General features: G+C 74.9%; 25 protein-coding genes. 9 read left to right on the top strand and 16 right to left on the bottom strand.

The window, feature by feature from the left end; all coding sequences use genetic code 11:
* Positions 1-21: 21 nt before the first annotated feature.
* Together BMY40_RS10570 and BMY40_RS10565 are read right to left on the bottom strand one after the other, a co-directional pair.
* Positions 22-252: a hypothetical protein gene (locus BMY40_RS10570; protein ID WP_093658005.1), complete on the bottom strand. Its 231-nt coding sequence runs from the start codon at positions 250-252 to the stop codon at positions 22-24.
* A gap of 62 nt (positions 253-314) precedes the next feature.
* Positions 315-3,515 carry a type 2 lanthipeptide synthetase LanM family protein gene (locus BMY40_RS10565; protein ID WP_093658004.1) on the bottom strand — a complete coding sequence of 1,067 codons (3,201 nt, stop codon included), beginning with the start codon at positions 3,513-3,515 and terminating at the stop codon, positions 315-317.
* A 315-nt stretch (positions 3,516-3,830) separates the two neighbouring features.
* On the opposite strand from BMY40_RS10565, the gene BMY40_RS10560 reads away from it, so the two are divergent.
* On the top strand, positions 3,831-4,457 hold the full coding sequence (locus tag BMY40_RS10560; RefSeq protein WP_093658002.1) for a helix-turn-helix transcriptional regulator: 627 nt from the start codon (positions 3,831-3,833) through the stop codon (positions 4,455-4,457).
* Between the two features lie 181 nt (positions 4,458-4,638).
* Positions 4,639-5,271, top strand: a complete 633-nt coding sequence (locus BMY40_RS10555) for a helix-turn-helix transcriptional regulator (protein ID WP_245769994.1) — start codon at positions 4,639-4,641, stop codon at positions 5,269-5,271.
* 91 nt (positions 5,272-5,362) lie between these two features.
* Here the strand turns inward: BMY40_RS10555 and BMY40_RS10550 are convergent, their stop codons facing one another.
* On the bottom strand, positions 5,363-6,103 hold the full coding sequence (locus tag BMY40_RS10550; protein WP_093658000.1) for a Type 1 glutamine amidotransferase-like domain-containing protein: 741 nt from the start codon (positions 6,101-6,103) through the stop codon (positions 5,363-5,365).
* 183 nt (positions 6,104-6,286) lie between these two features.
* On the opposite strand from BMY40_RS10550, the gene BMY40_RS10545 reads away from it, so the two are divergent.
* Both BMY40_RS10545 and BMY40_RS10540 read left to right on the top strand, forming a co-directional pair.
* The gene (locus BMY40_RS10545; protein ID WP_093657998.1) at positions 6,287-6,904 is read left to right on the top strand and encodes a PadR family transcriptional regulator; all 618 of its coding nucleotides are present in this window, start codon (positions 6,287-6,289) and stop codon (positions 6,902-6,904) included.
* A gap of 30 nt (positions 6,905-6,934) precedes the next feature.
* Positions 6,935-8,656: an acyl-CoA dehydrogenase family protein gene (locus BMY40_RS10540; protein ID WP_093657996.1), complete on the top strand. Its 1,722-nt coding sequence runs from the start codon at positions 6,935-6,937 to the stop codon at positions 8,654-8,656.
* A gap of 93 nt (positions 8,657-8,749) precedes the next feature.
* On the opposite strand, the gene BMY40_RS10535 is transcribed toward BMY40_RS10540, so the two are convergent.
* Positions 8,750-9,022: a helix-turn-helix domain-containing protein gene (locus tag BMY40_RS10535; RefSeq protein ID WP_093657994.1), complete on the bottom strand. Its 273-nt coding sequence runs from the start codon at positions 9,020-9,022 to the stop codon at positions 8,750-8,752.
* On the bottom strand, positions 9,022-9,519 hold the full coding sequence (locus tag BMY40_RS10530; RefSeq protein WP_093657992.1) for a DUF2975 domain-containing protein: 498 nt from the start codon (positions 9,517-9,519) through the stop codon (positions 9,022-9,024). The genes BMY40_RS10535 and BMY40_RS10530 overlap by 1 nt, the downstream gene beginning before the upstream one ends.
* Positions 9,520-10,031: 512 nt before the next feature.
* Here BMY40_RS10530 and BMY40_RS10525 point away from each other — a divergent pair.
* Complete coding sequence (locus tag BMY40_RS10525; RefSeq protein WP_093657990.1) at positions 10,032-10,601, top strand: TetR/AcrR family transcriptional regulator; 570 nt, start codon at positions 10,032-10,034, stop codon at positions 10,599-10,601.
* A gap of 102 nt (positions 10,602-10,703) precedes the next feature.
* Positions 10,704-11,945 (top strand): GDSL-type esterase/lipase family protein, encoded by a 1,242-nt coding sequence (locus BMY40_RS10520; RefSeq protein WP_093657988.1) that lies wholly within the window; start codon positions 10,704-10,706, stop codon positions 11,943-11,945.
* Between the two features lie 221 nt (positions 11,946-12,166).
* Here BMY40_RS10520 and BMY40_RS10515 read toward each other — a convergent pair whose 3' ends face one another.
* Positions 12,167-12,895 (bottom strand): 3-keto-5-aminohexanoate cleavage protein, encoded by a 729-nt coding sequence (locus BMY40_RS10515; RefSeq protein ID WP_093657986.1) that lies wholly within the window; start codon positions 12,893-12,895, stop codon positions 12,167-12,169.
* A gap of 171 nt (positions 12,896-13,066) precedes the next feature.
* Here BMY40_RS10515 and BMY40_RS10510 point away from each other — a divergent pair, with 171 nt between their 5' ends.
* The gene (locus tag BMY40_RS10510; protein ID WP_093658562.1) at positions 13,067-13,480 is read left to right on the top strand and encodes a cytidine/deoxycytidylate deaminase family protein; all 414 of its coding nucleotides are present in this window, start codon (positions 13,067-13,069) and stop codon (positions 13,478-13,480) included.
* Between the two features lie 65 nt (positions 13,481-13,545).
* Here the strand turns inward: BMY40_RS10510 and BMY40_RS10505 are convergent, their stop codons facing one another.
* Positions 13,546-13,989, bottom strand: a complete 444-nt coding sequence (locus BMY40_RS10505; protein WP_093657984.1) for a hypothetical protein — start codon at positions 13,987-13,989, stop codon at positions 13,546-13,548.
* Between the two features lie 304 nt (positions 13,990-14,293).
* On the opposite strand from BMY40_RS10505, the gene BMY40_RS10500 reads away from it, so the two are divergent.
* Entirely contained in the window at positions 14,294-15,034 is a 741-nt protein-coding gene (locus BMY40_RS10500) for a class I SAM-dependent methyltransferase (protein ID WP_093657982.1), read from the top strand.
* A gap of 204 nt (positions 15,035-15,238) precedes the next feature.
* On the opposite strand, the gene BMY40_RS10495 is transcribed toward BMY40_RS10500, so the two are convergent.
* The 3 genes from BMY40_RS10495 to BMY40_RS10485 form a co-directional block, all read right to left on the bottom strand.
* Positions 15,239-16,150, bottom strand: a complete 912-nt coding sequence (locus tag BMY40_RS10495) for an NAD-dependent protein deacetylase (RefSeq protein ID WP_093657980.1) — start codon at positions 16,148-16,150, stop codon at positions 15,239-15,241.
* 81 nt (positions 16,151-16,231) lie between these two features.
* Positions 16,232-17,014 carry a heliorhodopsin HeR gene (heR, locus tag BMY40_RS10490; protein WP_245769993.1) on the bottom strand — a complete coding sequence of 261 codons (783 nt, stop codon included), beginning with the start codon at positions 17,012-17,014 and terminating at the stop codon, positions 16,232-16,234.
* A 454-nt stretch (positions 17,015-17,468) separates the two neighbouring features.
* Complete coding sequence (locus tag BMY40_RS10485) at positions 17,469-18,581, bottom strand: cation diffusion facilitator family transporter (protein ID WP_093657976.1); 1,113 nt, start codon at positions 18,579-18,581, stop codon at positions 17,469-17,471.
* Positions 18,582-18,722: 141 nt separating this feature from the next.
* Here BMY40_RS10485 and BMY40_RS10480 point away from each other — a divergent pair, with 141 nt between their 5' ends.
* Positions 18,723-19,379, top strand: coding sequence for a class I SAM-dependent methyltransferase (locus tag BMY40_RS10480; RefSeq protein WP_093657974.1), 657 nt, complete (start codon positions 18,723-18,725; stop codon positions 19,377-19,379).
* Between the two features lie 74 nt (positions 19,380-19,453).
* Here the strand turns inward: BMY40_RS10480 and BMY40_RS10475 are convergent, their stop codons facing one another.
* From BMY40_RS10475 to BMY40_RS10450, 6 genes are all read right to left on the bottom strand, one after another.
* On the bottom strand, positions 19,454-19,996 hold the full coding sequence (locus BMY40_RS10475; RefSeq protein WP_093657972.1) for a GNAT family N-acetyltransferase: 543 nt from the start codon (positions 19,994-19,996) through the stop codon (positions 19,454-19,456).
* A 167-nt stretch (positions 19,997-20,163) separates the two neighbouring features.
* Positions 20,164-20,877, bottom strand: coding sequence for a zinc ribbon domain-containing protein (locus BMY40_RS28545; RefSeq protein ID WP_245769992.1), 714 nt, complete (start codon positions 20,875-20,877; stop codon positions 20,164-20,166).
* 511 nt (positions 20,878-21,388) lie between these two features.
* Complete coding sequence (locus BMY40_RS10465) at positions 21,389-21,952, bottom strand: phage tail protein (RefSeq protein WP_093657970.1); 564 nt, start codon at positions 21,950-21,952, stop codon at positions 21,389-21,391.
* Positions 21,949-23,934, bottom strand: coding sequence for a putative baseplate assembly protein (locus BMY40_RS10460; RefSeq protein WP_093657968.1), 1,986 nt, complete (start codon positions 23,932-23,934; stop codon positions 21,949-21,951). The genes BMY40_RS10465 and BMY40_RS10460 overlap by 4 nt, the downstream gene beginning before the upstream one ends.
* Positions 23,934-24,356 (bottom strand): GPW/gp25 family protein, encoded by a 423-nt coding sequence (locus BMY40_RS10455; RefSeq protein WP_093657966.1) that lies wholly within the window; start codon positions 24,354-24,356, stop codon positions 23,934-23,936. Before BMY40_RS10455 ends, BMY40_RS10460 begins: the two co-directional genes overlap by 1 nt.
* Entirely contained in the window at positions 24,356-24,673 is a 318-nt protein-coding gene (locus BMY40_RS10450) for a PAAR domain-containing protein (protein ID WP_093657964.1), read from the bottom strand. Before BMY40_RS10450 ends, BMY40_RS10455 begins: the two co-directional genes overlap by 1 nt.
* Between the last annotated feature and the right edge of the window lie 25 nt (positions 24,674-24,698).

The raw sequence follows: 24,698 nt of genomic DNA, 5'->3' as shown, positions 1-24,698 counted from the left end.
CCCGCAACCGGGGCGGTCTCGTCAGTGCGGGGCCGAGACGGAGGTGTCCATCGAACTGAGGGTGACCACGATGCCGCTGGTCAGCACCATGCCGGCCAGCGCGCGGGTACGGGCGCACGCTCTGTTCCGCCCCGACAGGCTGATCCGGCCCGCCGCGTCCTGCTCGCGGCCGTCCTGCTCCCGGTCCGGGTGGGCGGCGAGGTCGGCGTCGGAGGAGAGCGGCGACTGGGCGTCGACGGACGGCTTGTTCATGGGGACGGTCTCCTTCTGGTCGCTGTGCACGGGCTGACGCGGAACGAGGTGAAGCCGGCGGGTCACGGGGCGGTGTGCGGACGGCCCTGAGCCCCGGGGGAGTGGTCGAGCAGGAGGACGGAGGGGACCGTCTCCGGGAAACCCAGCCTGAGCAGCGCGTATCCGATGCCGGACAGGCCGGTGAGCAGACCGGGGGACGGTACGTGGTCGGGGGTGCCGCAGCGGTGGCCCTGCTGCTCGATGAGGCCGAGGACCTCCCCGGCGCGGTGGCCGAGCGCTTCCTTGGCGCCGGCGTGGTGCCGTCCGGCGAGCACGGCCAGTGCCTCCAGACGGCCCAGGGTGCCGTGGCGCAGACTCAGGTCGCCGGTGCGCGCCGGGCCGGCCAGCAGTTCCACACAGCGGTCGAGGACCTCGTCGGGGGCCGCCGGGCCGGCGGTGCCCAGCGCGTCGGCGGCGGACGACGCCACGCCGGCCAGCCCCGAGTGCCAGGACAGGTCGCGGGCCCCGCCGCCTTCGCCGGCCGAGGCCTCCAGGGCCGACCGCAGCAGACCGGCCCCGGCGCGGGCGTAGGGCAGGGGTGCGGCCGCCCCGGCTTCCGGCAGTGCGGCGGCGTACCGCAGCAGGGCCCAGCCGATGCCGGCGTCACCGTGGGCGAAGCCCGGCCCTCCGGCCCGGTCCTCCCCGGCCTGTTCCTCCGCGGTCAGGGTGAGCAGCCGGTCCGCGACGCGCCGGGCCAGCCCGGCCGCCTGGGGAGCGCCGGCCACCCGGTGCGCCAGGACGGCGGCGGGCAGCGCTCCGGCGAGGCCGCCGGCGAGCGAGGCGTGGCCGGGAAGGGCCGGACCGGAGGGCCGGGCGTCCACGGCGTGCCCGAGGGCGGTCAGGGCGGCGGGCAGACAGTCGCCGACACCGTCGAGCAGGGCGGTCAGCCGCACCAGCGTGTAGACGATGCCGCCGAGCCCCTCGAGGGCGCCCGGACCGGCCGCGGCGCTCAGCTCGGGGTCCGCCGCCAGCGCCGCCAGCAGGGGCGGCAGCGGCCGTACGGCCTCCCGGGCCAGTGCCGTGTACCGGTCGGCTCCGGCGAGCGAGCCGATCTGGGCCAGGAAGAGGGCGACTCCGCAGTACCCCTGGGCCAGTGAGCCGCCCATCGGCAGCACCGCCCAGTGCGCGCCGGTGACCTGCTCCAGACCCAGCCAGTTGGCCCGGCCGCCGCCGCGGACCGCACGGGCCGCGATCTCGTCGGCGATCCCGCACGCGGCGGTCAGCAGCCGGGACGGCTCGGGCACCACGGCCGGGGCCGGACGTACGGCCAGCGCCGAACGCGGCCCGCGCAGCGGCGCGTTGGCACCGGTGACGGCGAGCGCCGCCGAGATGACCCACTCCTGGTCGTAGCGGTCCACCTCGCTCATCGCGGCGATCTTCTCCCGGACGGTCGCCAGGGCCGCGGCGGGCAGCACCCGGTCCAGACGCGCCCCGTGCGACGTCCACACCGCCGTGCGGTCCGGCCGGTGGAAGAACAGCGGTACGTCACCGCGCCACAGGTCGTCGATCTCGTACTCGATCAGCCGCTGCCGGGCCGGGTCGCAGACCGACTCCGTCCACAGCACCGCGAACACCGCTTCCCGGGCCAGCGCGTCACCCAGCAGATCGGGGTGGGTGGACTCCTCCAGGAGGGTCGCGTAGAGCCGGGTGGAGCGCACGATCAGCCGGGCGGGGCAGTGCGCCCAGCGGGTCAGCGGGCCCTGGGCGCCCAGGAGTTCGTCCCGGTGCCCGGCGATCGCGTCGTACCCGATCCGGAACCCCTCCAGCAGCGCGGCCCGGTGGTCGGCCCGTCCGGCGCCCCCGCCGGGCGGCAGCGGCTGGTTCTGGCCCGCGGGGCTCTCCACCGGGCCGCGCACCACGCGCATCCCGTCCGTCCCCGCGTCCTCCCAGCGCAGCCCGTCGCCGGGGTACGTGCCGGCTCCGTCCCGGCCGAGGACGGAGATGTCCAGCGCGCCGTCCTCCCCGATCAGCAGGTGCGGCAGCAGGCAGGTGCGGTGCACCGACGCGTACAGGGCCCGCGCGGCGGGGTCGTGCCCCGCGGTCTCCGCCTGCGGCAGCCCGGAGTGGAGGAGGGTCTCGGCGTCCACCGGGACCGGCTGGTCGCCGCAGGCGATGACGTTCTCGTAGTGCATGTCCGCGCCGTCCACCGCGTACAGCAGGGCCAGCAGCGCGCCCTGCCGGCGGTAGAACCGGTCGGCTTCGGTGACCGAGGCGCACCACCGGTGCTCGACGAACTCCAGCCAGCCGTATCCCTCGCCGCGCACCGACCGGGGGGTGCGCAGGCCCAGGCCGGGCACCTTGCCGTTGAGCCAGTCCGCCGCCTCGTCCAGCAGGGAGTGCTGGTCCAGGGGGCGGGGCTTGTAGACGACGGCGGCGCCGGAGGCGAAGTGCAGCAGTGCCACGGAGCGGCCGCCCTGGTGGGCGTCACCGCGGCCGAGGTCCATCCGCACCAGGGGACCGGGATCGGTGCCCGCGAAGAGCTCGGACACCAGGACGGAGTAGTCGGCACCGAACCTGTCGAGCAACTCGGCCATGGCGTCGGCGGCGTCCACGCAGCTCTGGCCGAGCATCCGGGCCAGGACCGGGTAGCGGGTGAACAGCCGGGCCAGCCCCCGCCGGGTGCCCAGCTCCGAGGCGAAGGAGGCGAAGCGGTCCCGCGGGGTCGCCCCCGGGAGCCGTCCCGCGACGCGGGCCCGGTGCAACTCCCTCACCAGCGTCCGGCCGGCCTGACGGGTGATCCGGTCCCCGAGCCGTTCCTCGAACGCCGCCCGCACCGGGGAGCGTTCGGCCGCGGACCGGCCGGTGCGGGCGGCCACCCGGGACCAGGCGAGCGAGAGCAGGGGGCGCAGCGCGGGCAGGAACACCGCGGGCCCCTCCGTGCCGAAGCCGGCCGAGCCGTCCGGCTCCACGGGGGCCGCGGTGACCGCGCGCTCGATGTAGCCGGCCCACTCCGGTTCCGCGGCCCGTGCTCCCAGCCGCTCGGGAAGCTCGTCCCCGAGGGCGTGTGCGAGGCCGGCGTCCAGGCCCAGGTCCGCCAGCCGGGCGGCGAATCCCGCGTCGTCCCCCACGGCCCACGGCGCCCGGCGGCCCCGGCCGTCCGCGGCCCGCCCGCCCGCCGGCGGCCCCGGGGCGGCGAGCCGCTCGCGCAGGGTCAGCCCCCGTGCCCACCACCAGCGCGGCAGGGACGTGGTCCGGGTTTCTCGCAGAGCGGCGGAATCAGTCACAGGACCAACGTCCCAGAGCCTCGGAACCCCCACATGGGGGCAGCGCCCCCATATTCTTCGCGGCCGCCCCCACCGGGCCCGGTCCCAGGGCCGCGGGGCGCGCCGCCGCCCCTCCCGGCCCCGTCCGCGAACCCCGCCGGGCCCCGCCGCCCGGGGCCCGGCGGTACCGGTTGCGCACGGTGGGCGGGCACCGGAGGCAAAGGTGGGGGACAGGACCCGATGCCGCTCCCGCCGCACCGGAGCAGCCTGTTGTGCACTGCCCCTGCTCGCCCGCCCGCCGCGGACCCGGCGGGCGGATGACCTTCGGAGGATCCGGTGGGAGAACCCGTACCTGTCAGCGTCGTCGCACTCGACCCGGTGCTGGAGGCCGGCACCGTGAGCGCCCTGTCCCTGTGCCCGGAGGTCTCCGTGGCGGTGCCGGGGGAGGAGCCGCGGGTCGTGGTCATGACCGTCGACCGGTTCGCCCGTGCCGAGCTGGACGTGCTGCGCACCGTCCGCGACACCCGGGCCCGGCCCGCGGTGGTCCTGGTCGCCGGTGACCTCGACCGGGGCGAGGCCCTGCACGCCCTCGCCTCCGGCGCCCGCTGCCTGCTGCGCCGCCGGGAGGCCGACGCGCCCCGGCTGGCACGCGCCGTCCTCGCCGCGGTCCGGGGCGACTGCACCCTTCCTCCTGACCTGCTCGACAGTTTGCTGGACCGTTCCGCCGACGGCGGCCTGTCCTCCGGCGGGGCATCGGCCCCCTGGGCCGCCGCGGGCCTGTCGGACCGGGAGCGCTCGGTGCTGCGCATGGTCGCCGACGGCCACGAGACCGGCGAGATCGCCCGGTGCCTGGCCTACTCGCAGCGCACGGTGACGACCATCGTGCACGACATCACGCAGAGGTTCCGGGTCCGCAACCGCGCCCACGCGGTCGCCTACGCGCTGCGGGCGGGCCTGCTGTGAGCGTCGCGCGCGCGGCCGCCGGGCCGCGGACGACGACGATGCCCGCGCCGCTGTGCCGTGTGGGCGGAGAAGCTCACGGAGGGGACGCTGTGAGCGTCGCGCGCGCGGCCGCCGGGCCGCGGACGACGACGATGCCCGCGCCGCTGTGCCGTGTGGGCGGAGAAGCTCACGGGAGAACACTGTGAGCGCCGCCGCCCGGCTCGTGACCAGGACGGCCGGCCTGCGGGTCCATGTCGTCGCCGCCCGCAGGGGCCCGGCCCCGGCCCGGCTCACCGCGATGCTGCACCAGGCCGGTGTCGCCCTCGCGCCGCCGACCGAGGCGTCCGCCCGGGACACCGTGGTGGTGGCCGTCGCCGCGACCGTGGAGGACGCCCTGGCCGCCGCTCCGCCGACCGCCCACCGGCTGCTGACCGTGTGCGACACCGTCTCGCCCACCGCGCTGCGCCGTGCCATCGGCGCGGGCGCCCTGGCCGTCCTGCGTTCGGCCGACCTCACCCCCGACCAGCTCCTCGCCGCCGTGCACGACGCCCACCACGGGATCGGCCGCATCCCCTACACGGCCCTCGTGCAGCTGCTCGGCGGGGCCGACGGGCAGCGGCGGGGAGGAGCGCCGCCCGCTCCTCCCGCCCTCACCGCGCGCCAGACGGCGGTGCTCGGCCTGATGGCCGAGGGGCACGGCAACGCGGTCATCGCCCGCAAGCTGTCCTGCTCCGAGCACACCGTCAAGAACGTCATCTACGAGCTGATGGCCCGTCTGCAGGTCCGCAACCGTGCCCACGCGGTCGCCCACGCGGTGCGGCACGGGCTGGTCTGACCGCTGGGCCTTCCGCCCGATCCGGGTGCGTCACCGCAGGCCGGGCCCGTTCTCCGCGTACGAGCCCCGTTCCCCGCGCACGAGGGCCGTTTCAGCGGGGGACGGGGGGCAGGCGGCGGGGCTGGAGGCGCTCCTCGACGGCCGTGTCCCCCTGGCGGGTGACGAGGTAGGCGCTCTTGCCGGGTGCTTCCGCGACGGCCTCGGCCAGTTCGGTGCCGCGGTAGACCAGGCCCACCCCGTCGTCGGTGCAGTGGGTGGTGGGCAGGGTGCCGTCGGCGACCAGGCGGTGTACCAGGGGACGGCGGCCGGGGTCGGTGTCGTAGTGCACGCCGTTGCCGTAGGGCAGCAGGCCCAGGGCGTTGGTGACCGGTCGCAGTTCGGGGCCGAAGGAGTCGGTGGTGCCGCCCCGGAACCAGCAGATCGATCCGGCGCTGACGCCGCTGAGGACGACGCCGGCCTGCCAGGCCCGGCGCAGGATGCGGTCGAGCCCGTGGACGCGCCAGACCGCCAGCAGGTTGGCCACCGAGCCGCCCATGACCCAGACGACGTCCTGCTCCAGGACCGTGCCCTCGACGTCGTCGTGGTTGGGCATGGGGAACAGGTGCAGGGGGGTCAGGTCGAACCCGGCGACGCGGGCGGCCTCGGTCATGCGCGCGGTGAAGTGCTCGGCGTCGCCGATGGCGGTGCCGATGTAGAGGACGCGGGGGCGACGGCCGTGAGCGCCGGAGAGTTCCACGGCGTGGTGGACCAGGGAGTCGAAGGCGACCACGGTCCGGCCTCCGGGCCGGTGTCCGCCGGAGGTGGCGACGATGGTGGGCTCCGGAGCGCTCATGGCCCGCGATCCTAACAACCGCCCCCGGCCCCGGTGCGGGCCCCGGAGGGGGCCGGTGGCCGGAACCCGTCCCGCGCCGCGGACGCGTGAGGCGGCCGGGGGATCTTTTCGAAGGCGTGAACTGCGTCTCACCCGGGCGGCCCGCGCTTGCCTATGCAACAAGTTGCATATCAGGATCGCGGTATGGCGCTCGAACACGCGATCCTCGTCTCCCTCCTGGAGAAGCCGGGCTCCGGCTATGAGCTGGCCCGTCGGTTCGAGCGGTCCATCGGGTACTTCTGGACCGCCACCCACCAGCAGATCTACCGCGTCCTCAAGCGCATGGAGGCCGACGGCTGGGTCGATGTGCGCGACGTGCGGCAGCAGAGCCGGCCGGACAAGAAGGAGTACTCCGTCTCGGCCTCCGGCCTGTCCGCCCTGACCGGATGGCTTCACGAGCCGGTCCAGCCGGAGAGCGTCCGGCACGAACTGGCCGTGAAGGTCCGCGGAGCGGCCTTCGGCGACCCGGCCGCCCTGATCGACGAGGTCGAGCGGCATCAGCGGATGCACCGGGACCGGCTCGCGCACTACCTGGCGGGAGAACGGCGGGATTTCGGCGGGAGCGGCACCGCCGGGGAGCCCGGTGCCGAAGCGTTCGGTCCCGGAGACCCCGATGCCGGACGGGAGCTCCGGCACGCGGTCCTCCGGGGAGGGATCGCCTACGAGCGGATGATGATCGCCTGGCTCGACGACGTGCTCGCCACCCTCCACCGGCTCGCCTCCCGCCGGCGCACCGGCCCCGCCTCCGACCCAGCCTCCTGATTCCCGCACCCAGAACCGGAAAGAGCACCCATGGCCGACCCGCTGCTGTTCAACCCCCGCACCTACGATCCGGAGCACTTCGACCCCGAGACCCGCAGGCTGCTGCGCGCCACCGTCGACTGGTTCGAGTCCCGCGGCAAGCGCAGGCTGATCGAGGACTACCGCACCCGCGCCTGGCTTGCGGACTTCCTCTCCTTCGCCGCCCGGGAAGGGCTGTTCGCGACCTTCCTCACCCCCGCCTCCGAGAACGGCGGCCGGCAGGACGCGCGCTGGGACACCGCGCGGATCGCCGCGCTCAACGAGATCCTCGGGTTCTACGGCCTGGACTACTGGTACGCCTGGCAGGTCACCATCCTCGGTCTCGGGCCGGTCTGGCAGAGCGGCAACGCCGCGGCCCGCGCCCGCGCCGCCGAACTGCTCTCGCAGGGCGAGGTGTTCGCGTTCGGCCTGTCGGAGAAGGCCCACGGCGCCGACATCTACTCCACCGACATGCTGCTGGAGCCCGACGGCGAGGGCGGCTTCAGGGCGAACGGTTCCAAGTACTACATCGGCAACGGGAACGCCGCCGGCCTCGTCTCCGTCTTCGGCCGCCGCACCGATGTCGAGGGCGCGGACGGCTATGTCTTCTTCGCGGCCGACAGCCGCCACCCGGCCTACCACGTCGTGAAGAACGTCGTCGACTCGTCGAAGTACGTCAGCGAGTTCCGCCTCGAGGACTACCCGGTCGGTCCCCGGGACGTCCTGCACACCGGACGGGCCGCCTTCGACGCCGCGCTCAACACCGTCAACATCGGCAAGTTCAACCTCTGCACCGCCTCGGTCGGCATCTGCGAGCACGCGATGTACGAGGCGGTCACCCACGCCCGCAACCGGATCCTCTACGGCCGCCCCGTCACAGCCTTCCCGCACGTACGGCGGGCGCTGACGGACGCGTACGTCCGCCTGGCGGGAATGAAGCTGTTCAGCGACCGCGCCGCCGACTACTTCCGCTCCGCGGGCCCCGACGACCGCCGTTACCTGCTCTTCAACCCGATGACGAAGATGAAGGTGACCACCGAGGGCGAGAAGGTCGTCGACCTGATGTGGGACGTCATCGCGGCCAAGGGCTTCGAGAAGGACACCTACTTCGCCCAGGCCGCCGTCGAGATCCGGAGCCTGCCGAAGCTGGAGGGCACGGTCCACGTCAATCTCGCGCTGATCCTCAAGTTCATGCGCAACCACCTGCTGGACCCGGCCGCGTACGAGCCCGTGCCCACCCGCCTCGACGCCGCCGACGACGCCTTCCTCTTCCGGCAGGGACCGGCCCGGGGCCTGGGCTCCGTCCGCTTCCACGACTGGCGTCCCGCCTTCGACGCCTACGCCCACCTGCCCAACATCGGCCGCTTCCGCGAGCAGGCGGACGCCCTGTGCGAGTTCGTCGCCACCGGCGCCCCCGACGAGGAGCAGAGCCGCGACCTCGATCTCCTCCTCGCCGTCGGCCGGCTGTTCGCCCTGGTCGTGCACGGCCAGCTGATCCTGGAGCAGGCCGGACTGACGGGTCTGGACGAGGACGTGCTCGACGAGCTGTTCGCCGTCCTCGTCCGCGACTTCTCCGCGCACGCGGTCGAGCTGCACGGCAAGGACTCCGCGACGCCGCGGCAGCAGGCCTGGGCCCTGGACGCGGTCCGGCGCCCCGTCGCCGACGACGCCCGCTCGGCGCGTGTGTGGGAGCGGGTCGAGGCCCTCTCCGGGGCTTACGAGATGGCTCCGTGAGCAGTACGGAGACGTGATCCGCGCCCCGGGCGGACGGCGCCCTGCCGCCCGCCCGGGGCGCGGGGGCCTCACCGCGGGGGCCGGCCCCCTCGGTCACGCGCGCCCGCCTCCGCGCACGGCTTCGTCCGCGTCTACCTCGGCGTCATCGGCGTCATCGGCATCCCCGGGCTCCCAGCGCAGCAGATCTCCCGGCTGGCACTCGAGCACCTCGCAGAGCGCGGCAAGCGTGGTGAAGCGCACGGCCTTGGCGCGGCCGTTCTTGAGCACCGCCAGATTGGCGGGCGTGATCCCGATACGGCTCGCGAGTTCGCCCACGGACATCTTCCGTCTGGCCAGCATCACGTCGATGTCGACGGCGATCGGCATCAGATCACCTCCTCCAGCTCGGCCCGCATCCGCGCCGCCTCGACGTCGCGCGCCACGGCCTGGGCGAGCAGCATCCGCAGCACGAGTACGACGAGCGCCACTCCGAAGACCGCCAGGGAGACCCCGCCCAGCAGGAGAACGACGCCCGGCGCCACGGCTTCCCCCGGCGCGAGGACCACGCCGAGGGCGAACACCAGGAGTGCGGCCGCGACGAAGGCACCGATCACGATGTGCACGTGGCGGAAGGCGGCGTGGGAGAACACGGTCCCGCGCCGCACCATCGTCACCAGCCGCCATACGCAGACCAGGACGACCTGGACCGTCACGATGCCCAGGACCGTGATCACGAGGAACGGAGCGCGCAGGTGCGCGAATTCCGGGTCGAGCCCCTCCAGATCGGCGGCCAGCAGCGGCACCATCACCGCCTGCACGAACACCGAGCCGGCGAGCAGAGCCGCGAGCACGGCACGCAGTGCAAGCACCGTCAGTCTTCCCATCACATCTCCCTCTATCGAGCAGCGATGGAAAGCTATCGAAAAACGATAGCTTGAGCAAGGGGGTGCCCTATCCGCAGAGTGGCGCCGGCTCCTCCGGAGTGCCGCGCGGGCGGCGGACGGTGGGCAGCGGGGGAGGCGCAGATCACACAGGGCCGTGTCGCGGTCGTCGGCTCGGCGCCCTCCGTGCCGCCCTTCGCGGCGGCCCGGACGAAGGAGTGTCCCGCGGTCATCCGGTCGCCGGCTTCGGCGGCTGTGCGCCCCTCCCCCGGATGCATGCGGGAACCCTGCGGCGCCGCCCGGTGGAGAGCGCCCCGAGCCGGAGGCGGGCCGGGGTGGTGGGACCCGCCGTGCCGGTGCGCCGCCGTCGGCGGCCGGAAAGCGGCTTGTGCGGGCCGGGAAGAGGTCGGCGCCTCAAGGGTCAGAGCCTCGAACGCGCTCCCTCAGAGGCAAAGGCTTTTGCCTAATACCTATAGGCTGTTGCATAATTCCTTCAGTCCCATGAAAGGAAGACCATGGCGAGGGCAGGGCTGACCAGGGAGCGTCTGGTCCGGGCGGGAGCGGAGCTGGCCGACGAGGTCGGCTTCGAGCATGTGACCGTCTCGGAGCTCGCCAGGCGATTCGACGTCAAGGTCGCGAGCCTGTACTCGCACCTGAGGAACTCCCGGGAGCTCAAGACCGGGATCGCCCTGCTGGCTCTGGAGGAACTCGCCGACCGGGCCGCCGACGCCCTGGCCGGGCGGGCCGGCAAGGACGCACTGGACGCCTTCGCCAACGTCTACCGCGACTACGCCCGGGAGCATCCCGGCCGCTACACCGCGGCGCGGCTGCGGCTCGACCCGGACACGGCGGCCGCGAGCGCCGGAGGCAGACACGCGCAGATGATGCGGGCGATCCTGCGCGGCTACGACCTGGCGGAACCGGAGCAGACGCACGCCGTCCGGCTGCTGGGCAGCGTCTTCCACGGTTACGTCAGCCTGGAGGCGGCCGGCGGCTTCAGCCACAGCGCCCCCGACGCGCAGGAGAGCTGGGCCTGGATCCTGGACCGCCTCGACGCCCTGCTGCGGGGCCGGCCCGCCGGCTGAACACCCGCCGTCAGACCCTCACAGGGCCGCCGATGCGCGGCCGCGGGACGCCCCGTGCGGGCGCACCCGAAGATCTGGACACCTCGACCGACAGGCTGGGCCATGGACACCGGACACGAGTGGATCACCACACCCGTCACCGCGGACCTCCTGCGCGGCGCCCTCGATCTGGAGCGCACCGCGCACGGCGTGCTGCCGCACCGGCTGCCCGCATGGGCCCGGGCCCAGTGCGCCGACGGGCAACTGGCCACGGCCGAGTCCCAGCCCTCCGGCGTCCGGCTGGCCCTCCGCACCCGGGCCACCGCCGTCGAGCTGGACGTGCTGCCCACCAAGCGGGTCTACACCGGCGCCCCGCCCCGCCCCGACGGCGTCTACGACCTGCTCGTGGACGGCCGCCCGGCCGGGCGGGCCAGTGTTGCCGGCGGCAGCACCCTGACCATCGACATGGCCACCGGGACCGCCGAGCACCGGCCCGGCCCGGTCGGCACGATCCGCTTCAGCGGCCTGCCCGGCAGGGCCAAGGACGTCGAGATCTGGCTCCCGCACAACGAGACCACCGAACTGGTCGCCCTGCGCGCCGACGCCCCCGTCGAGCCCGCACCGGACCGGGGCCGCGCGGTGTGGCTGCACCACGGCAGTTCCATCAGCCACGGCTCGGACGCCGCGAGCCCGACCACCACCTGGCCCGCGCTCGCCGCCGCCCGCGCCGGTGTGGAACTGGTCAACCTGGGCTTCGGCGGCGGCGCCCTGCTCGACCCGTTCACCGCCCGCACCCTGCGCGACACCCCCGCCGACCTGATCAGCATCAAGATCGGCATCAATCTGGTCAACAACGACCTGATGCGCCTGCGGGCCTTCGCCCCCGCCGTCCACGGCTTCCTCGACACCATCCGCGAGGGCCGCCCCACCACACCGCTGCTGGTCGTCTCGCCCATCTGGTGCCCCATCCACGAGGACACCCCCGGCCCCAGCGTCCCGGACCTCGACGCCCTCGGCGCCGGACGGCTGAGCTTCCGGGCCGCGGGCGATCCCGCGGAGCGCGCGCAGGGGAAGCTGACCCTGGGCGTCATACGGGACGAGCTGGCCCGGATCGTGGAGCAGCGGGCGGCCGAGGACCCGAACCTGCACCACCTCGACGGCCGCGACCTCTACGGCGAGGCCGACTCCGCCGAACTGCCGCTGCCCGACCGGCTCCACCCCGACGCCGCCGCCCACCGCCGCATCGGCGAACGCTTCGCGGAGCTGGCCTTCACCACCGGGGGCCCCTTCGCGCACCACAGCGCCGGGAAGCCCGGCACACCGGATACCGCCCCCGGCCGCGGCGCCGGCTCCGCCAGGCCGTGACCGACGCGGTCGCGGCCCGGCAGGGCCGGACGCGGGCCTCGCCCGGCACCGCAAAGTGAGCACCGGCGTACACCCGGCAGACCACCGTGCCCTCGCCCGGCCACCCGAAGAAACCGGCCACCCGTCAGTCCGCCGGGCCCGGGACCCGCACGGTCCCGGCCCTCGCGACGGGGGGGGAGCCACGGCGAGCCCGCCGCCCCGTCACCCGGCGGCTTCCGGGGTCAGCGCCACTCCGCCTCCAGCAGGGCCCGCGCCGCCCGCACCACGGCGGCGTTGTCCGCGGCGGGCGAGCCGTCCGGCAGGTTCAGGACGTCCTCCAGACCGATCCGGGTGTCCAGGCCCAGCCGGGCCGCCAGCCGCAGCACGGGCCAGGCACCGCCGTCCTCCCCGTGGAGCAGGACCGGCGCGGACAGATCCCCGGGCAGCTCCGCCAGCAGGGCCGAGGCGGTGCCGGACGCCGTCGCCGGATCGGTGTCGGTGACCTCGGCGAGCACCCGCAGCACCCGGCCCGCCAGCGGCGAGGCGTGAAAGCGCCGGGCCCCGTCCGTCCCCGACCAGATGCCCGCCTCCACCCCGATGCCGCGCTCCAGCAGCGCGCCGGCCACCTCCTCGGCGCCTTCCTCGTGCCAGTTCACCGAGGCGTGGTCGGGCCGCACCGGCCAGGAGCGGACGAGTGCGGCGCGCCGGACGGGATCCGGGGCGGCCCACGCGCCGGTGGTGACCCCGATCCGCACCCGGGCCGGTACGGCCCGGCGCACCGCCGTGACCGCCCGCGCCACCGCCGACGGCTCCAGAGTGTCCGCGCCTTCGGCGTCCTTGGGATGGAGGTGGACGTCCTCCGCTCCGGCGGCCACCGCGCGAGCGGCCTCGGCCGCCAGCTCCGCGGGGGACAGGGGAAGGGAAGGGCACTCGGCGCGGGTCCGCGCTCCGTTCGGGCACACCTGCAGCATGCCGACGACTATGCCGGACGCGGCGCGCGGCCGTCCGGACCCTGCCTTACCCGGCCGGGTTCCGGCACCGGCGGCCCCGCCGCCCGGCGGGGCGGGCCCACCGCCGATATTCGCTTGCGCGCCCCCGCCGCCCGGGCCAGCCTCGCCTGGTACCCGGCGAAGGCGGAGAAGATGACCACGCGGACCCACCCCCTCGACCATGAACTCGTCGACACCGCGGCCCGAGTGGCCCGCACCCGCTGCCGGGGCGACAACCACACCGTGGCCGCCGCGGCCCGCGCCCGCGACGGCCGGATCGTCACCGCGGTGAACGCCTGCCACTTCACCGGAGGACCGTGTGCCGAACTGGTCCTCGTCGGCGCGGCAGCCGCCCAGGGGGTCTACGAGCTGGACACCATCGTCGCCGTGGGCGACCGCGACCGGGGGGTGGTCCCTCCGTGCGGCCGGTGCCGCCAGGCCCTTCTCGACTACTTCCCGGCCCTGAAGGTCATCGTCGGCGCCGGCGACCGCCTCCGGACCGTTCCCGTCGCCGATCTGCTGCCCGAGAGCTACGTATGGGCCGACCACCAGCTCGACGCCGGGTAGCACCGTGCCGCTCGGCACGGCCCGTTCCCGCCGGTGGCGCCCGGAGGCCGCTGTACGGCACCGGCTCACATGTCGTACCGCGTGGCCAGCAGCGCGAACACGGCCACCAGGAGCACCGTGCACAGGAAGCCGGTGATCCAGGCCACCGCGAGCCGATCAGGCCTGACCGTGGTGCCGGGGTTCCGCTGCTGGGCGATGTAGTCCCTGAGTACCCGGGCACGGACCGGGAAGAGGGCGATCGGGACGGAGGCGAACGCGACGCTGTACAGGAACAGGAGCTCCGGTGCCGGTTCTGGCCGGAGCAGGTTGATCGCCAGGACGGTGGCGGCGAACACGGGAGTCACGAGGTAGAACGCCTGCCTCCTCCGCCTGCTCTGCCGTTCCCACGCGCTTCGTGGTTCACCCGGGAGCCTCATGCCGTGGACCAGAGCTCGCACGCCGATCATGAAGAACGCCGTCGCCGCGAGCGCGATCAGCCACCAACCGGACTCGGGGACCGAGAACAGCATCCTCTCCAACCAATCCTTGATCACACGGCGGCTGCCCGCCCGACGGACGACGCGGCCCCGCCGTGTCGCCGTATCCGTTCCGTCCGGCCCGTCCTCACTCCGCCGCACATCCGTGCGGCGTCCGCGGCCAGGGGCATCGTCGCACTTGCCCACGCCGGAGCTCATTGCCGGAACCGGGCAGCCTTCTCAGCTCGGCGTTGCCGCCCCCGGACTCGGCAGGCCGCCCGTCCGCGCAACCGGTCCGCGACCGGTGGAAGGTAAATGCGTCGACAACGCCCCTCCGCGCCCGGCAAAGTGGCCGCCCGTGACGAGCAGTGAGCTGTGGACCCGTGAGACCGCCGAGCGCTACGACGCCGGGGAGGCCGAGATGTCCTCGGCCGCCGTTCTCGGACCGACCCTCGCCTTCCTCGCCGAACTCGCCGGCGACGGCCGGGCGCTGGAGTTCGCCATCGGAACCGGGCGGGTGGGCGTTCCGCTCCGGGAACGCGGCGTGCCGGTGGCGGGCGTCGAACTGTCCGAGCACATGGCGGCCGTCCTGCGGCGCAAGATCGACGAGGACACGCTGCCGGTCGTCATCGGGGACATGGCCACGACCGTCGTCCCCGGCGAGTTCGCACTGGTCTACCTCGTCTACAACACCATCACGAACCTGCTCACGCAGGACGAGCAGGTCGAGTGCTTTCGCAACGCCGCACGCCATCTGAGGCCCGGCGGCCGGTTCGTCATCGAGCTGGGCGTGCCGCAGCTGCGGTTCCTTCCGCCCGGCCAGGTCGCGGTGCCGTTCGACGTCTCCGAGCGGCATCTCGGCTTCGACACCTTCGACCTGGTGGAGCAAATTCTCGTCTCGCACCACTTCACCCACGACGGCGACGACGGCCGCTACCGCCGCGCCACCTCCCGGCACCGGTACGCCTGGCCCGCCGAGCTCGACCTGATGGCACGGATCGCGGGGCTGGAGCTGGAGCGGCGCGTCGCGGACTGGGACGGGGCGCCGTTCACCCAGGACTCCGCGAAGCACATCTCCGTGTGGCGCAAGCCGGCCTGAGGCAGTCCACCGCCCGGCCCGGCCACCGGTCGGGGCGGTGGTGCGGGCGCGGCCGGAACGGGCCCCGTGATCACAGGCCCGCGACCACAGGCCCGCGATCACGGCCCCGCGACCGCAGGCGGAGGCGGGCTCGGCGCTGCGGCTCCACATGGACGCGGAGAGCCGGTGCGGTGGGCTTCGGACTTCGGCGGCGCCCCATCTTCGTCACCGTCTCGCCCGGGCCGCCGCCTGGCCGTCGACGGGGATGCCCAGCCGGCCGGCCACGGCGGTGAGAGTTGCTCCCAGGGGAAGCGCGACCCGGGTGAGGGCATGCCCGTCGCCCCGGGTCGGATCCCGGTTGACGATCAGCACCGGCTTCCCTTCCCGGGCCGCCTGGCGGACGAACCGGAGCCCGGACATCACCGTCAGTGACGATCCCAGGACCAGTAGCGAGGACGCCTCACCGACCAGCCTGCGGCAGTGCTCGACCCGCGGGGGCGGAACGGCTTCGCCGAAGAACACCACGTCCGGTTTGAGGACGCCGCCGCAGACCGCGCAGGGCACCACGCGGAAGTCCCCGACCTGTTCGTCGGTGAGATCGGCGTCACCGTCCGGGTTGATTCCCGCGGCCACCGGCTCGAATCCCGCGTTGGCCTCCTCCAGCCGCCGGGCGAGTTCACGGCGCGGGCTGGAGGCGCCGCAGGAGAGGCAGACGACCCGGGACAGGCTTCCGTGGAGTTCCACGACGCCCTCGCTGCCGGCGGCCTGGTGCAGGCCGTCGACGTTCTGGGTGATCACGCCCGAGAGCAGGCCGCGCCGCCCGAACGCGGCCACGGCCCGGTGCCCGGCGTTGGGGAGGGCACGGCCGAAGGTGCGCCAGCCCAGGTGACTGCGCGCCCAGTACCGGCGCCGGGCCCGGGCGCAGGCGGTGAAGTCCTGGTAGGTCATCGGGGTGTGCCGGCTCAGGCTCCCGCCCACGCCCCGGTAGTCGGGGATGCCCGACTCCGTGGAGATGCCCGCCCCGCTGAGCACCAGCACACCACCGGCGCTCAGCGCATCGGCGACCGGTTTCGGGTCCGTGGTGCCCGGCGGCAGGTCCTCGGTGGGGGTCCAGCTCAGGGTGGGGCGCATGCGCATGCCGCCAGGGTACGGAACGGGCCGCGGCCAGTCGTTCCCACCGACCGGCGGGACGGCCCGCCGTGCCGCGGCGTTCCGGGCTCAGCCGGCCAGCGAGCCGGCGAAGATCTGCCAGGCCAGCAGTGACTTCGCCACGAGGCTGAGGACCAGGTAGGCCTTCTCGCCGTACGCGTAGTCGGACCACCGTCCGACTTCGCGGTACTGGAGCCACTGGTTGAGGCCGAAGCTGAAGAAGAGGGCGGCCTGGACGAGAACGATCCCGTACACGAAGCCGGGGACGGTCCCGGCCGCGACGATGTTGTACGCGATCGAGATCCACGGCGTCACGCCGACCAGCGTTCCGAACCAGAACGGGAGCATCGTGGTCGCCGCCCGTCCCGGCGGGTTCATCATCTCCTCGACCCAGCCGAAGAGGATCATCCCGACGTTGGCGCCGGCGACGGTGATGACGGCGTTGACGCTGGTGATGCCCGAGTAGAACCCGATGAGGAGCACCATCAGGGTCGCGCTCAGCGCGTACTCCAGCCACCGGAACCGGTTGATGCCGCGCCTGAGGTCGCGTTCGTAGGTGCCGCGGAACACCGTCGCCGTCAGCAGGTGGTCCAGTGCCGCCAGGGCGAGGAAGACGGCGACCGCCCAGCCGATCGGCACGTCGAACAGCGCTTCGGGAGCGGGCGCTTCCGTTCCGGGCGGCCCCTCGGGGACGGAGGAGGTGACGGTGATCGAGAAGTCTCCGGCGAGGAGGACGATTGCCGCGGCCTGCACCAGGTGCAGCAGTGTGAGCCCCAGGTTCCATGCGCGGAGCCCGGCAAGGCGTTCGGGGGTGACCCCCGCGGCCACCGGTGTGCCGTCCTGTCTCCTCACGGTTCCTCCCGGGTCCGACGCCGCCGCACGTCTGCATGGTCGTACCGGCCGGGCGGGGACCGCGGCAGTCGCGGCGCCGCCCCGCCGGAAGTCACCGGAGTGGCCCAGGCCTCGGCCCGCGGACCGGGCAGGCGCGTGCCGGGGAGTGTTCACCGGGCGGGAGCCCGCCGGGACCCCGAAGTGCTCTTCCCCGCACTTCCCGGGCCCGGTCGTCGGCATCCCGTCAGTCGCCGGCCCTGCCCCGGCTGATCCGCGAGCCGGGTCTGCCGACCACCGCCGACCACCGCCGACCAGCACTGCGCCGCCCTGCGCGACGCCCTGCCCCGGATGCGTGGCCGACCGGCCGCCCGCCACCTCGCCGACCGGCACGGCATGTTCCGCACCGCCGAGCCCGGCACCCGACGGCCGCGGCGGCACCCCGCGCCGTCGCCGGGCGCGGCCCGCGGTTCCGCGCTCAGGCGGCCGGCGCGTGGTGGGCCAGCACCAGGTGCGGGTCCGCCTGGCCCGGGGTGGGCGCCGGGTCGGCGTGCACCAGGGCGGCGTTCAGCTTCGGCACCGCGTGCAGCAGCGCGTGCTCGGCCTCCACGGCGACCTGGTGGGCCTGACGCACGCAGAGGCCCCCGTCGACGACGATGGCGACCTCGGCGCGCAGCCGGTGGCCGATCCAGCGCAGCCGCAACTCACTCACCCCGCGCACACCGCCGGTACCCAGCAGGGCCTTCTCCGCGGCGTCGACCAGGCCGGGGTCGACGGCGTCCATGAGCCGGTGGAACACCTCCCGGGCCGCGTCGCGCAGTACCAGCAGGATCGCCGAGGTGATCGCCAGGCCCACGATCGGGTCGGCCGGTCGCCAGCCCAGTGCCGCGCCGCCCGCGCCGAGCAGCACCGCGAGCGAGGTGAAGCCGTCGGTGCGGGCGTGCAGGCCGTCGGCGACCAGGGCGGCCGACCCGATCTGCCGGCCGACGCGGATGCGGTAGCGGGCCACCCACTCGTTGCCGGCGAAACCGGTGACCGCGGCGGCGGCCACGGCCGGGATGTGCCGCATCTCCCGGGGATCGGCCAGCCGGTCGATCGCGGTCCACGCGGCCAGTGCGGCGGAGGCCGCGATGGCCAGCACGATGACGATGCCGGCCAGGTCCTCGGCCCGGCCGTAGCCGTAGGTGAAGCGGCGGGTCGCCGCCCGGCGTCCGAGCAGGAAGGCGATCCCCAGCGGCACCGCGGTCAGCGCGTCGGCGAAGTTGTGCACGGTGTCGCCGAGCAGGGCCACCGACCCCGACATCGCCACCACGGCCGACTGGACCAGGGCGGTGGCGCCCAGCACGGCCAGGGAGACCCACAGCGCGCGCAGCCCGCGCGCCGAGGACTCCAGCGCGCGGTCGGTCTTGTCGGCCGACTCGTGCGAGTGAGGGGTGAACAGGTGCGCCAACCGGTGGCGTGCCCGGGGCCACCGGCCGTCCGGCCCGTGAGTGTGGCGATGCCCGCCGTGCTCCTGCCCGTGCCTGTGCTCCTGCCCGTGCCCGTGCCGGTGGGCGGAGCCGTGGCCGTGAGTGTGCTCAGTCCCCTCCATGGGGCCTACCGTGGCACACGGAACCCATTGCGGCTACTGCCGACATACAGGCTGTGACCAGGTGCGACACACTCGCAGCTGCGCTCTGGAAGCCCTTGCGGACAAGGGGCGGTGTCACAGGTCACCGGCAGGATCACGGCCATGACCGACACCTCCTCGGCGATCGCCGGCTACTGGAACGCGGCCGAACCCTCCTTCGACGACGAACCCGACCACGGCCTGCGCGCCGGGCGCACCCGCCGGGCCTGGGCCCGCCGGCTCCGGGCGTGGGCGCCTCCCGCCCCCGCCGAGGTCCTGGACGTGGGCTGCGGCACCGGATCGCTGTCCCTGCTGCTGGCCGAGGCCGGACACCGGGTCACCGGCGTGGACCTCGCACCGGCCATGATCGGACAAGCCCGCGCCAAACTGGCGGCCGCCGGGCACGCGGCGACGTTCACGGTCGGCGACGCCGCAGCGCCGCCCACCGGGGAGCGGACCTTCGGCATGGTCCTGGCCCGCCACCTGCTGTGGATCCTGCCCGATCCGCACACCGCGCTGCGCCGGTGGACCGGCCGCCTGCGCCCCGGCGGCCGTCTGGTCCTCGTCGAAGGACGCTGGCGGGAATCCGGGCGGAGCGACACCCCCTACGTCGCCGGAGCCGGGACACTGCCCCGGCACGGCGGCATCGGCGCCGACGACCTGGCCGGCGCCCTGCGCCCCCTCGTCGCCGATCCGCGCGTCGAACATCTCGGCAACGACCCCGACCTGTGGGGCCGCACGGTGGACGACGAGCGGTACGCGCTGGTCGCCCGCGTGTGACGAACGGCCCGCCCGCGCCCCGGCCCGCGGGGACGGCCCGGGAACCCGTCCGGGGATTCCCGGGGGTTCCCGTGTCAGGGCAGGTCCAGGGCCCAGGTCTGCAGGACGTAGGGCCGCCCCTTCTCCTCGCCCTCGATCAGCGGCACGTCGAGGAGGCTGAAGCCCGCCTTGGTCGCCACGGCGACGCTGGCGGCGTTCTCCGCCTCCAGTTCCAGGATCACGCGTTCCGCACCCAGTCGCTCGAAGGCGTACGCGGCCATCACCCGCACCGCCCGCGCGGCCAGTCCCCGGCCGCGGTGCGCCGGGCCGACCGCGTAGCCGATCTCCGTGCCCTCGGGAGCGCGCCGCAGCATCACCTCGCCCAGCGGCGCACGGCCGTCGACGGTGATGGCGAGCAGGACGGCCGTGCCCTCCGCCCGCAGTCGCCGGGCCCGGTCCAGCCGCGTACGGGCGGCCGCTTCGTCGAAGGGCGAGGCGATCGGCGTCCAGTACGCGATGTCGGGGTGGTCGAACAGGTCCGGCATCGCGGCCAGGTCCGCTTCCGTCCAGTCCCGCAGGACGAGCCCTTCTCCCGCGAGTTCGATCCGGTCGGGAAAGGGCGACGTGGTGCTGCTCATGGCGGAGGACCTCCCTGGCCTGCTCAGGACGAGGCAGCATAACCAGGGGCGGACACCGGCTCACCGGAGTTTCCGGGGGTGCCTGCCGAGCCGGCACGGAGCGCGGCGCCGGGGTCGGGTCGGGGTCGAACCCCCTGACCCGCCCGCCGGGGCGCGGGGGCGCCGGATCAGCCTCTCCGGAAGAACTCCACCTCCGCCAGGGCCAGATGACGGTCCGTGGTGAGATCGACGGCCGAGCGCAGGACCAGACGTACCGTCTTCACGTCGCCGATCCCGACGTGGAACGTCTGGGGGCCCGGTTTGTCGCCGAGGGTGAGTTCCTCGTGGTGCCTCGTGCCGTCCTGCCTCGTCACCTCCAGGTCCAGGCGGAGCGCGCGTGCCTGGCGGGCGTACTCCTGGGGGGAGGTGGACGCGCCGTTGGTGATGATCAGATCGACCAGCCGGAACGGCGTGCGGAACGTGTAGGTCACCCGGGCGCCCGGTGCGGGTGCGCCCCAGTAGCGGTTGCTCAGCCCGTCCGTGGTGTTCGCCGCCGGGTGCCGGGGGACCTCGGCGCTCGCCCCTATGTCCACCGGGGTCACGGGCCTGGGTCTGCTCATCTTGTCCCGGGCGTCCTCGAACACGGCGCGTCCGGCCGGCAGCAGCAGGAGTCCGCCCGCGCACAGGGCCGCCACCACGGCCAGGATCACCAGGAACCGCACCGCCCGGCCCGATCCCGCCCGCACCCGGCGGCGGAGCGGCCACACGGTCCGCCACCACGGCAGCGGGGCGGGCCCGGCGGCGGGGTTCAGCACGGCCGCGCAGCGCCGGCAGAACCGGCGGTCAGGCGGGTTGGGCGTGCCGCAGGAGGGGCAGGGCGTCCCCGCCACCTCGTCCGGCACCGCCGCGGGGCGTACGACGGGGCGCGGGGCCACCGGCTTCGCCGGGCGTACGGGCTGTACGGGCTCCGGCGCCGGCGCCGGAGCCCCGGGGACGGGGGTTTCCCCGGCGCGGGCAGGGCCGGGGCCGGTCCGCGGGGGAGGGCTCGTGCTCTCCTCCCGGCCGTGCCCGGGGCCGGCGTCGTCGTCGGAGCGTGAGCCCGCAGCGCGCGCAGAGCCCGTTCCCATCGCCTCGTCGCGGTCGCGGCCCGCCGGCCGGGTGCGCGGCGGTGAGGTGCGCAGGGGCGCGGCGGACGCGGGCCGGTCCGCGGGCGGTGCGGGGTCCGGATCGGGTTCCGGATCGGGTTCCGGATCGGGGTCCGGATCCGGAGCAGGGCCCGGCGGGGCCGAGGGCTCCGGGCGTGTGCCCGGGTCCGGCGGGGTGTGCGACCAGCCCAGGTACGTACCGCAGTTGCCGCAGAAGTCGTCGTCCGGGCCGTTGGACGTCCCGCACGCGGGGCACGCGCGCACGACGTCACCTCCCCTCGTCGGTGGGCGGACCGGGCAGGACCTCCACCCGGCAGACGGTGTGCACCGGGCACATGGCCCGGACGATCGCGCGGACCCGGTCCGGGTCCACCCGCGCTCCGGGGCCCGGCCACACCCGGACCAGGGGCTCGGAGGAGGGTTTCGGCGGAAGGTCGGCGCCGGCGGTGCGCGACCACGCCGCTCCGCCGTCCCCGGTCACCTCGGCGTGCACGCCGAGCGCCAGCCGCAGGCCCTCGACCAGGCCGCGCCGGGTGCCGCGCCACCGGTGCAGCTCCACCGCGCGGGCGACCGCCTCCCGGCGCGCCGCCAGGGGCCACCGCGGGTCGTCGGCGGCGCCCACCCACGACGCCAGCCAGGCCAGGAAGTCGGCCGGGGCCACCCGGGGGTCGAAGTAGGAGGGCAGGTTGTCGAGGGTCGCGAAGACCGGTGCGAGGACGGTGTCGAGACCGGCGGTGAACCGCTGCGCGAGGTCGTCGTCGGCGTACAGGGCGGGCAGTTGCCCGCCGATCGGGTACCTGCTCGGCAGCCCGGGCACGGCGGCTCGGCTCATCCCCGTGCCTCCGGTCCGGCGGCCGTGACGGCCACCTGGTGCTGGTGGGAGAAGACCAGCGCGCCCGCGGCCACGTCGATGCGGTCCGCCGGCGCGCCGCGCCGCCCGGTGACCGGGTCGGCGGGGAACAGCCGGATGTCCTCCACCAGCGCGTCGCCGCAGGCGCGTTGCAGCACGCCGAAGACCTCCCCGTACTGCACCGGCCGCCCGAACGGCCACCCGGTGCCGTCGGGGCCGCCGTGCAGCGGGTCGAGGTACCGGAACAGCGCGGCGAGCGCCGCGTCGCGCACCCGGTCGGCCTCGTCCGGCGCCGCCGCGAGCCTGGCCACCACGGTGACGCCCTGGTAGACCGGCGGCTCCACGACGAGGCGGGTGCCGATCAGACGCCGTTCGTCCAGGCTCGCGGTGATCGCCCGGAGCACCTGGTCGGAGGGGATGAGCTGCTCGAAGCGGAGCCGGCCGTCCTCGTCGGCGACGGCGTCCGGGACCACCAGGACCCGTACCGCGCCCGCGTCGCCGCCCGCGGGCAGGCAGCGGACCCGGCGCACCGAGGGCGCCGCGAGGCGGCTGACGACCTCGTAGTCCTCGGCGGTCACGGCGCGCTCCTGCGTCCGCAGCACCTCCGGCGCCCGCAGCCTGGCGTTGGCGACGGTCTCGCCGGCGACGCCGCCGCGCGCCGCCTCCCGGTTGACGACCCGCGCGACGTACGGGACGGAACTGCGCAGCACGCGGATCGCGCCGCGGGCGACGTTGCCCGCCGGACCACCGCCGGTGCGGTAGCGGGCCACCCGCACCCGGGCGCCCTTGGGCGGCACGGCGCCGCACTGCCGCAGCGTGCCGTCCGGCTCGCGCAGCACCGGGGGGAAGCCGAACTCGCCGGTGGTGGCGTCCACGCGGACGTGCCGGTCACCGGGCCCGGAGCGGCCGAAGTGCTCCACCACCTCCCAGCGCTGCCACCCCTCGGCCGAGGAGACCTCCACCACGGGGGGCTCGCCGTCGAGGAGGACCGGTGGGCGGTCGAGCCGGAACGTCTGCCCGGCGACCCCCTCGGAGACGCCCAGCGGCACGTCGGTCACGGTCTCGGCGTGCTCGACGGACATGGTGCCGCCCACGGTGAACACCGCCGCCTCGCGCACCGTCGGGGACTGCGAGTAGAACGGCTGCCCCGGCTCCGCCTCGGTGACGCGGCAGCGCAGCCAGCCGGCCCGCGTCCCGCCGATCACCGACGCCGTGTGCCCGGCCGGCACGTACACGATGACCTCGCCGGGCCGGTTCAGCCCGCCGGTGGTGTCCTCGCCGGTCTCGCACACCCGCCAGCCGCCGCCGTCCCACGCCTCCCACACCAGCGGGGGCTGGCGCGGGTCCACGCCGACACCTTCCACACGGCTGTCCAGGCGCACCGCGACGATGCAGCGCGGCACCGCCGCCGGCAGGCCGAACAGCAGCGCGTCGCCCGGCTCCGGCGCCGCCTGGAAGCAGAGCACGTCGCGGCCCTCGGCGAGCGCCCCGGTGCGGTCGGTCTGCTCACCGTTGCGGGGTGCGGTCACCAGGCGCGTCAACTCGCTGGGAACGACGCGCAGTTCGTCCGTGGTCGCGAACACCACGGCGTCCCCGGTCTCGCCGGTCTCCCCGGTCTCGCCCGGCGCGGCGGGCGCGGCGGTCACCTCCGTGCCCGCGGGCAGCACCACCGTGTCGGGCTGCGGCGCCGACAGGTGGAAGTCGACCTCGGCCACGGCCGCGGCCGGTGGGAACAGGCGGATGCCAAGCAGGTCCAGGAACGCGGTGTAGTTCTTGTCCGGAACCCGGTTCAGCCGGTACAGCAACTGGTCCACGAGGTAGGCGAACGTCTCGATCAGGGTGACGCCCGGGTCGGAGACGTTGTGGTCGGTCCACTCCGGGGCGCGCTGCTGCACGTACCGCTTGGCCTCGTCGACCAGTTGCTGGAACCGCCGGTCGTCCAGGTTGGGGGAGGGCAGGGCCATCAGTCGGCGCCCCGTTCCCCGGCCCCCTCCTCGGAGGGGATCGTGTAGAAGGGAAAGACCAGGTTGCGCCGGTCGTTGGTGGAACGCACGGTGTAGTGCACGTCGATGTAGAGGGTGCCGGCCTCCACGGCGTCGAAGGCGACCACCACCTCCTCCACCGCGATGCGCGGCTCCCAGCGCTCCAGGGCCTCGCGCACCTGCTGCGCGACGCGTCCGGCGGTGGCGCCGTCGCCGGGGGCGAAGACGTGGTCGTGGATGCCGCAGCCGAACTCGGGGCGCATGGGGCGCTCGCCGGGCGCGGTGCCGAGCACCAGGCGGATCGCCTCCTCGATCTCCCGCTCCCTGTCGACCATGCCGATCCCGCCGGTCGGCCCGACCCGCAGCGGGAACGCCCAGCCGCGGCCGATGAACCGCTCGCTCATCACGCGCCTCCGATCAGGACGTTCGCGGCGCCGGTCAGGACGGTCGCGCCGCACGCGCTCCGGTCGCGTGCCCGCGCGGCGGGCAGGCCGCCGATGAGGACGGCGCCCGCGACGGCCGCCGCCGGGCCGGGCGTGATCACGTTGGCCGGTCCCAGGGCCGCGTGCTGGGGGACGGGGCAGACGGTCAGGCTGCCCGTGACGGCTGCGGGACGGCCGCCGATCAGCACGCGCGCCACCGCCGTGGCGGCGCCGGGCGGCGGGGTGGTGACCCGGCCGCCGTGGTCGGTCGGGTCACCGGTACGGGCTGCGGCTGGCATGCGGTGCTCCTCGGGATGTCGGGGA

Origin of the sequence: Streptomyces radiopugnans (assembly GCF_900110735.1) — a bacterium.
GTDB lineage: Bacteria > Actinomycetota > Actinomycetes > Streptomycetales > Streptomycetaceae > Streptomyces > Streptomyces radiopugnans.
Note: the sequence above shows the minus strand (reverse complement) of the source record. Positions and strands in the feature narration are given on the sequence as shown.

Excerpts from the sequence above, each read along its gene's own strand:
- BMY40_RS10570 (WP_093658005.1), bottom strand. The coding sequence starts at position 252 with ATGAACAAGCCGTCCGTCGACGCCCAGTCGCCGCTCTCCTCCGACGCC.
- BMY40_RS10550 (WP_093658000.1), bottom strand. The coding sequence starts at position 6,103 with ATGAGCGCTCCGGAGCCCACCATCGTCGCCACCTCCGGCGGACACCGG.
- BMY40_RS10545 (WP_093657998.1), top strand. The coding sequence starts at position 6,287 with ATGGCGCTCGAACACGCGATCCTCGTCTCCCTCCTGGAGAAGCCGGGC.
- BMY40_RS10540 (WP_093657996.1), top strand. The coding sequence starts at position 6,935 with ATGGCCGACCCGCTGCTGTTCAACCCCCGCACCTACGATCCGGAGCAC.
- BMY40_RS10535 (WP_093657994.1), bottom strand. The coding sequence starts at position 9,022 with ATGCCGATCGCCGTCGACATCGACGTGATGCTGGCCAGACGGAAGATG.
- BMY40_RS10530 (WP_093657992.1), bottom strand. The coding sequence starts at position 9,519 with ATGGGAAGACTGACGGTGCTTGCACTGCGTGCCGTGCTCGCGGCTCTG.
- BMY40_RS10525 (WP_093657990.1), top strand. The coding sequence starts at position 10,032 with ATGGCGAGGGCAGGGCTGACCAGGGAGCGTCTGGTCCGGGCGGGAGCG.
- BMY40_RS10520 (WP_093657988.1), top strand. The coding sequence starts at position 10,704 with ATGGACACCGGACACGAGTGGATCACCACACCCGTCACCGCGGACCTC.
- BMY40_RS10515 (WP_093657986.1), bottom strand. The coding sequence starts at position 12,895 with ATGCTGCAGGTGTGCCCGAACGGAGCGCGGACCCGCGCCGAGTGCCCT.
- BMY40_RS10510 (WP_093658562.1), top strand. The coding sequence starts at position 13,067 with ATGACCACGCGGACCCACCCCCTCGACCATGAACTCGTCGACACCGCG.
- BMY40_RS10505 (WP_093657984.1), bottom strand. The coding sequence starts at position 13,989 with ATGCTGTTCTCGGTCCCCGAGTCCGGTTGGTGGCTGATCGCGCTCGCG.
- BMY40_RS10495 (WP_093657980.1), bottom strand. The coding sequence starts at position 16,150 with ATGCGCATGCGCCCCACCCTGAGCTGGACCCCCACCGAGGACCTGCCG.
- BMY40_RS10485 (WP_093657976.1), bottom strand. The coding sequence starts at position 18,581 with ATGGAGGGGACTGAGCACACTCACGGCCACGGCTCCGCCCACCGGCAC.
- BMY40_RS10480 (WP_093657974.1), top strand. The coding sequence starts at position 18,723 with ATGACCGACACCTCCTCGGCGATCGCCGGCTACTGGAACGCGGCCGAA.
- BMY40_RS10475 (WP_093657972.1), bottom strand. The coding sequence starts at position 19,996 with ATGAGCAGCACCACGTCGCCCTTTCCCGACCGGATCGAACTCGCGGGA.
- BMY40_RS10465 (WP_093657970.1), bottom strand. The coding sequence starts at position 21,952 with ATGAGCCGAGCCGCCGTGCCCGGGCTGCCGAGCAGGTACCCGATCGGC.
- BMY40_RS10460 (WP_093657968.1), bottom strand. The coding sequence starts at position 23,934 with ATGGCCCTGCCCTCCCCCAACCTGGACGACCGGCGGTTCCAGCAACTG.
- BMY40_RS10455 (WP_093657966.1), bottom strand. The coding sequence starts at position 24,356 with ATGAGCGAGCGGTTCATCGGCCGCGGCTGGGCGTTCCCGCTGCGGGTC.
- BMY40_RS10450 (WP_093657964.1), bottom strand. The coding sequence starts at position 24,673 with ATGCCAGCCGCAGCCCGTACCGGTGACCCGACCGACCACGGCGGCCGG.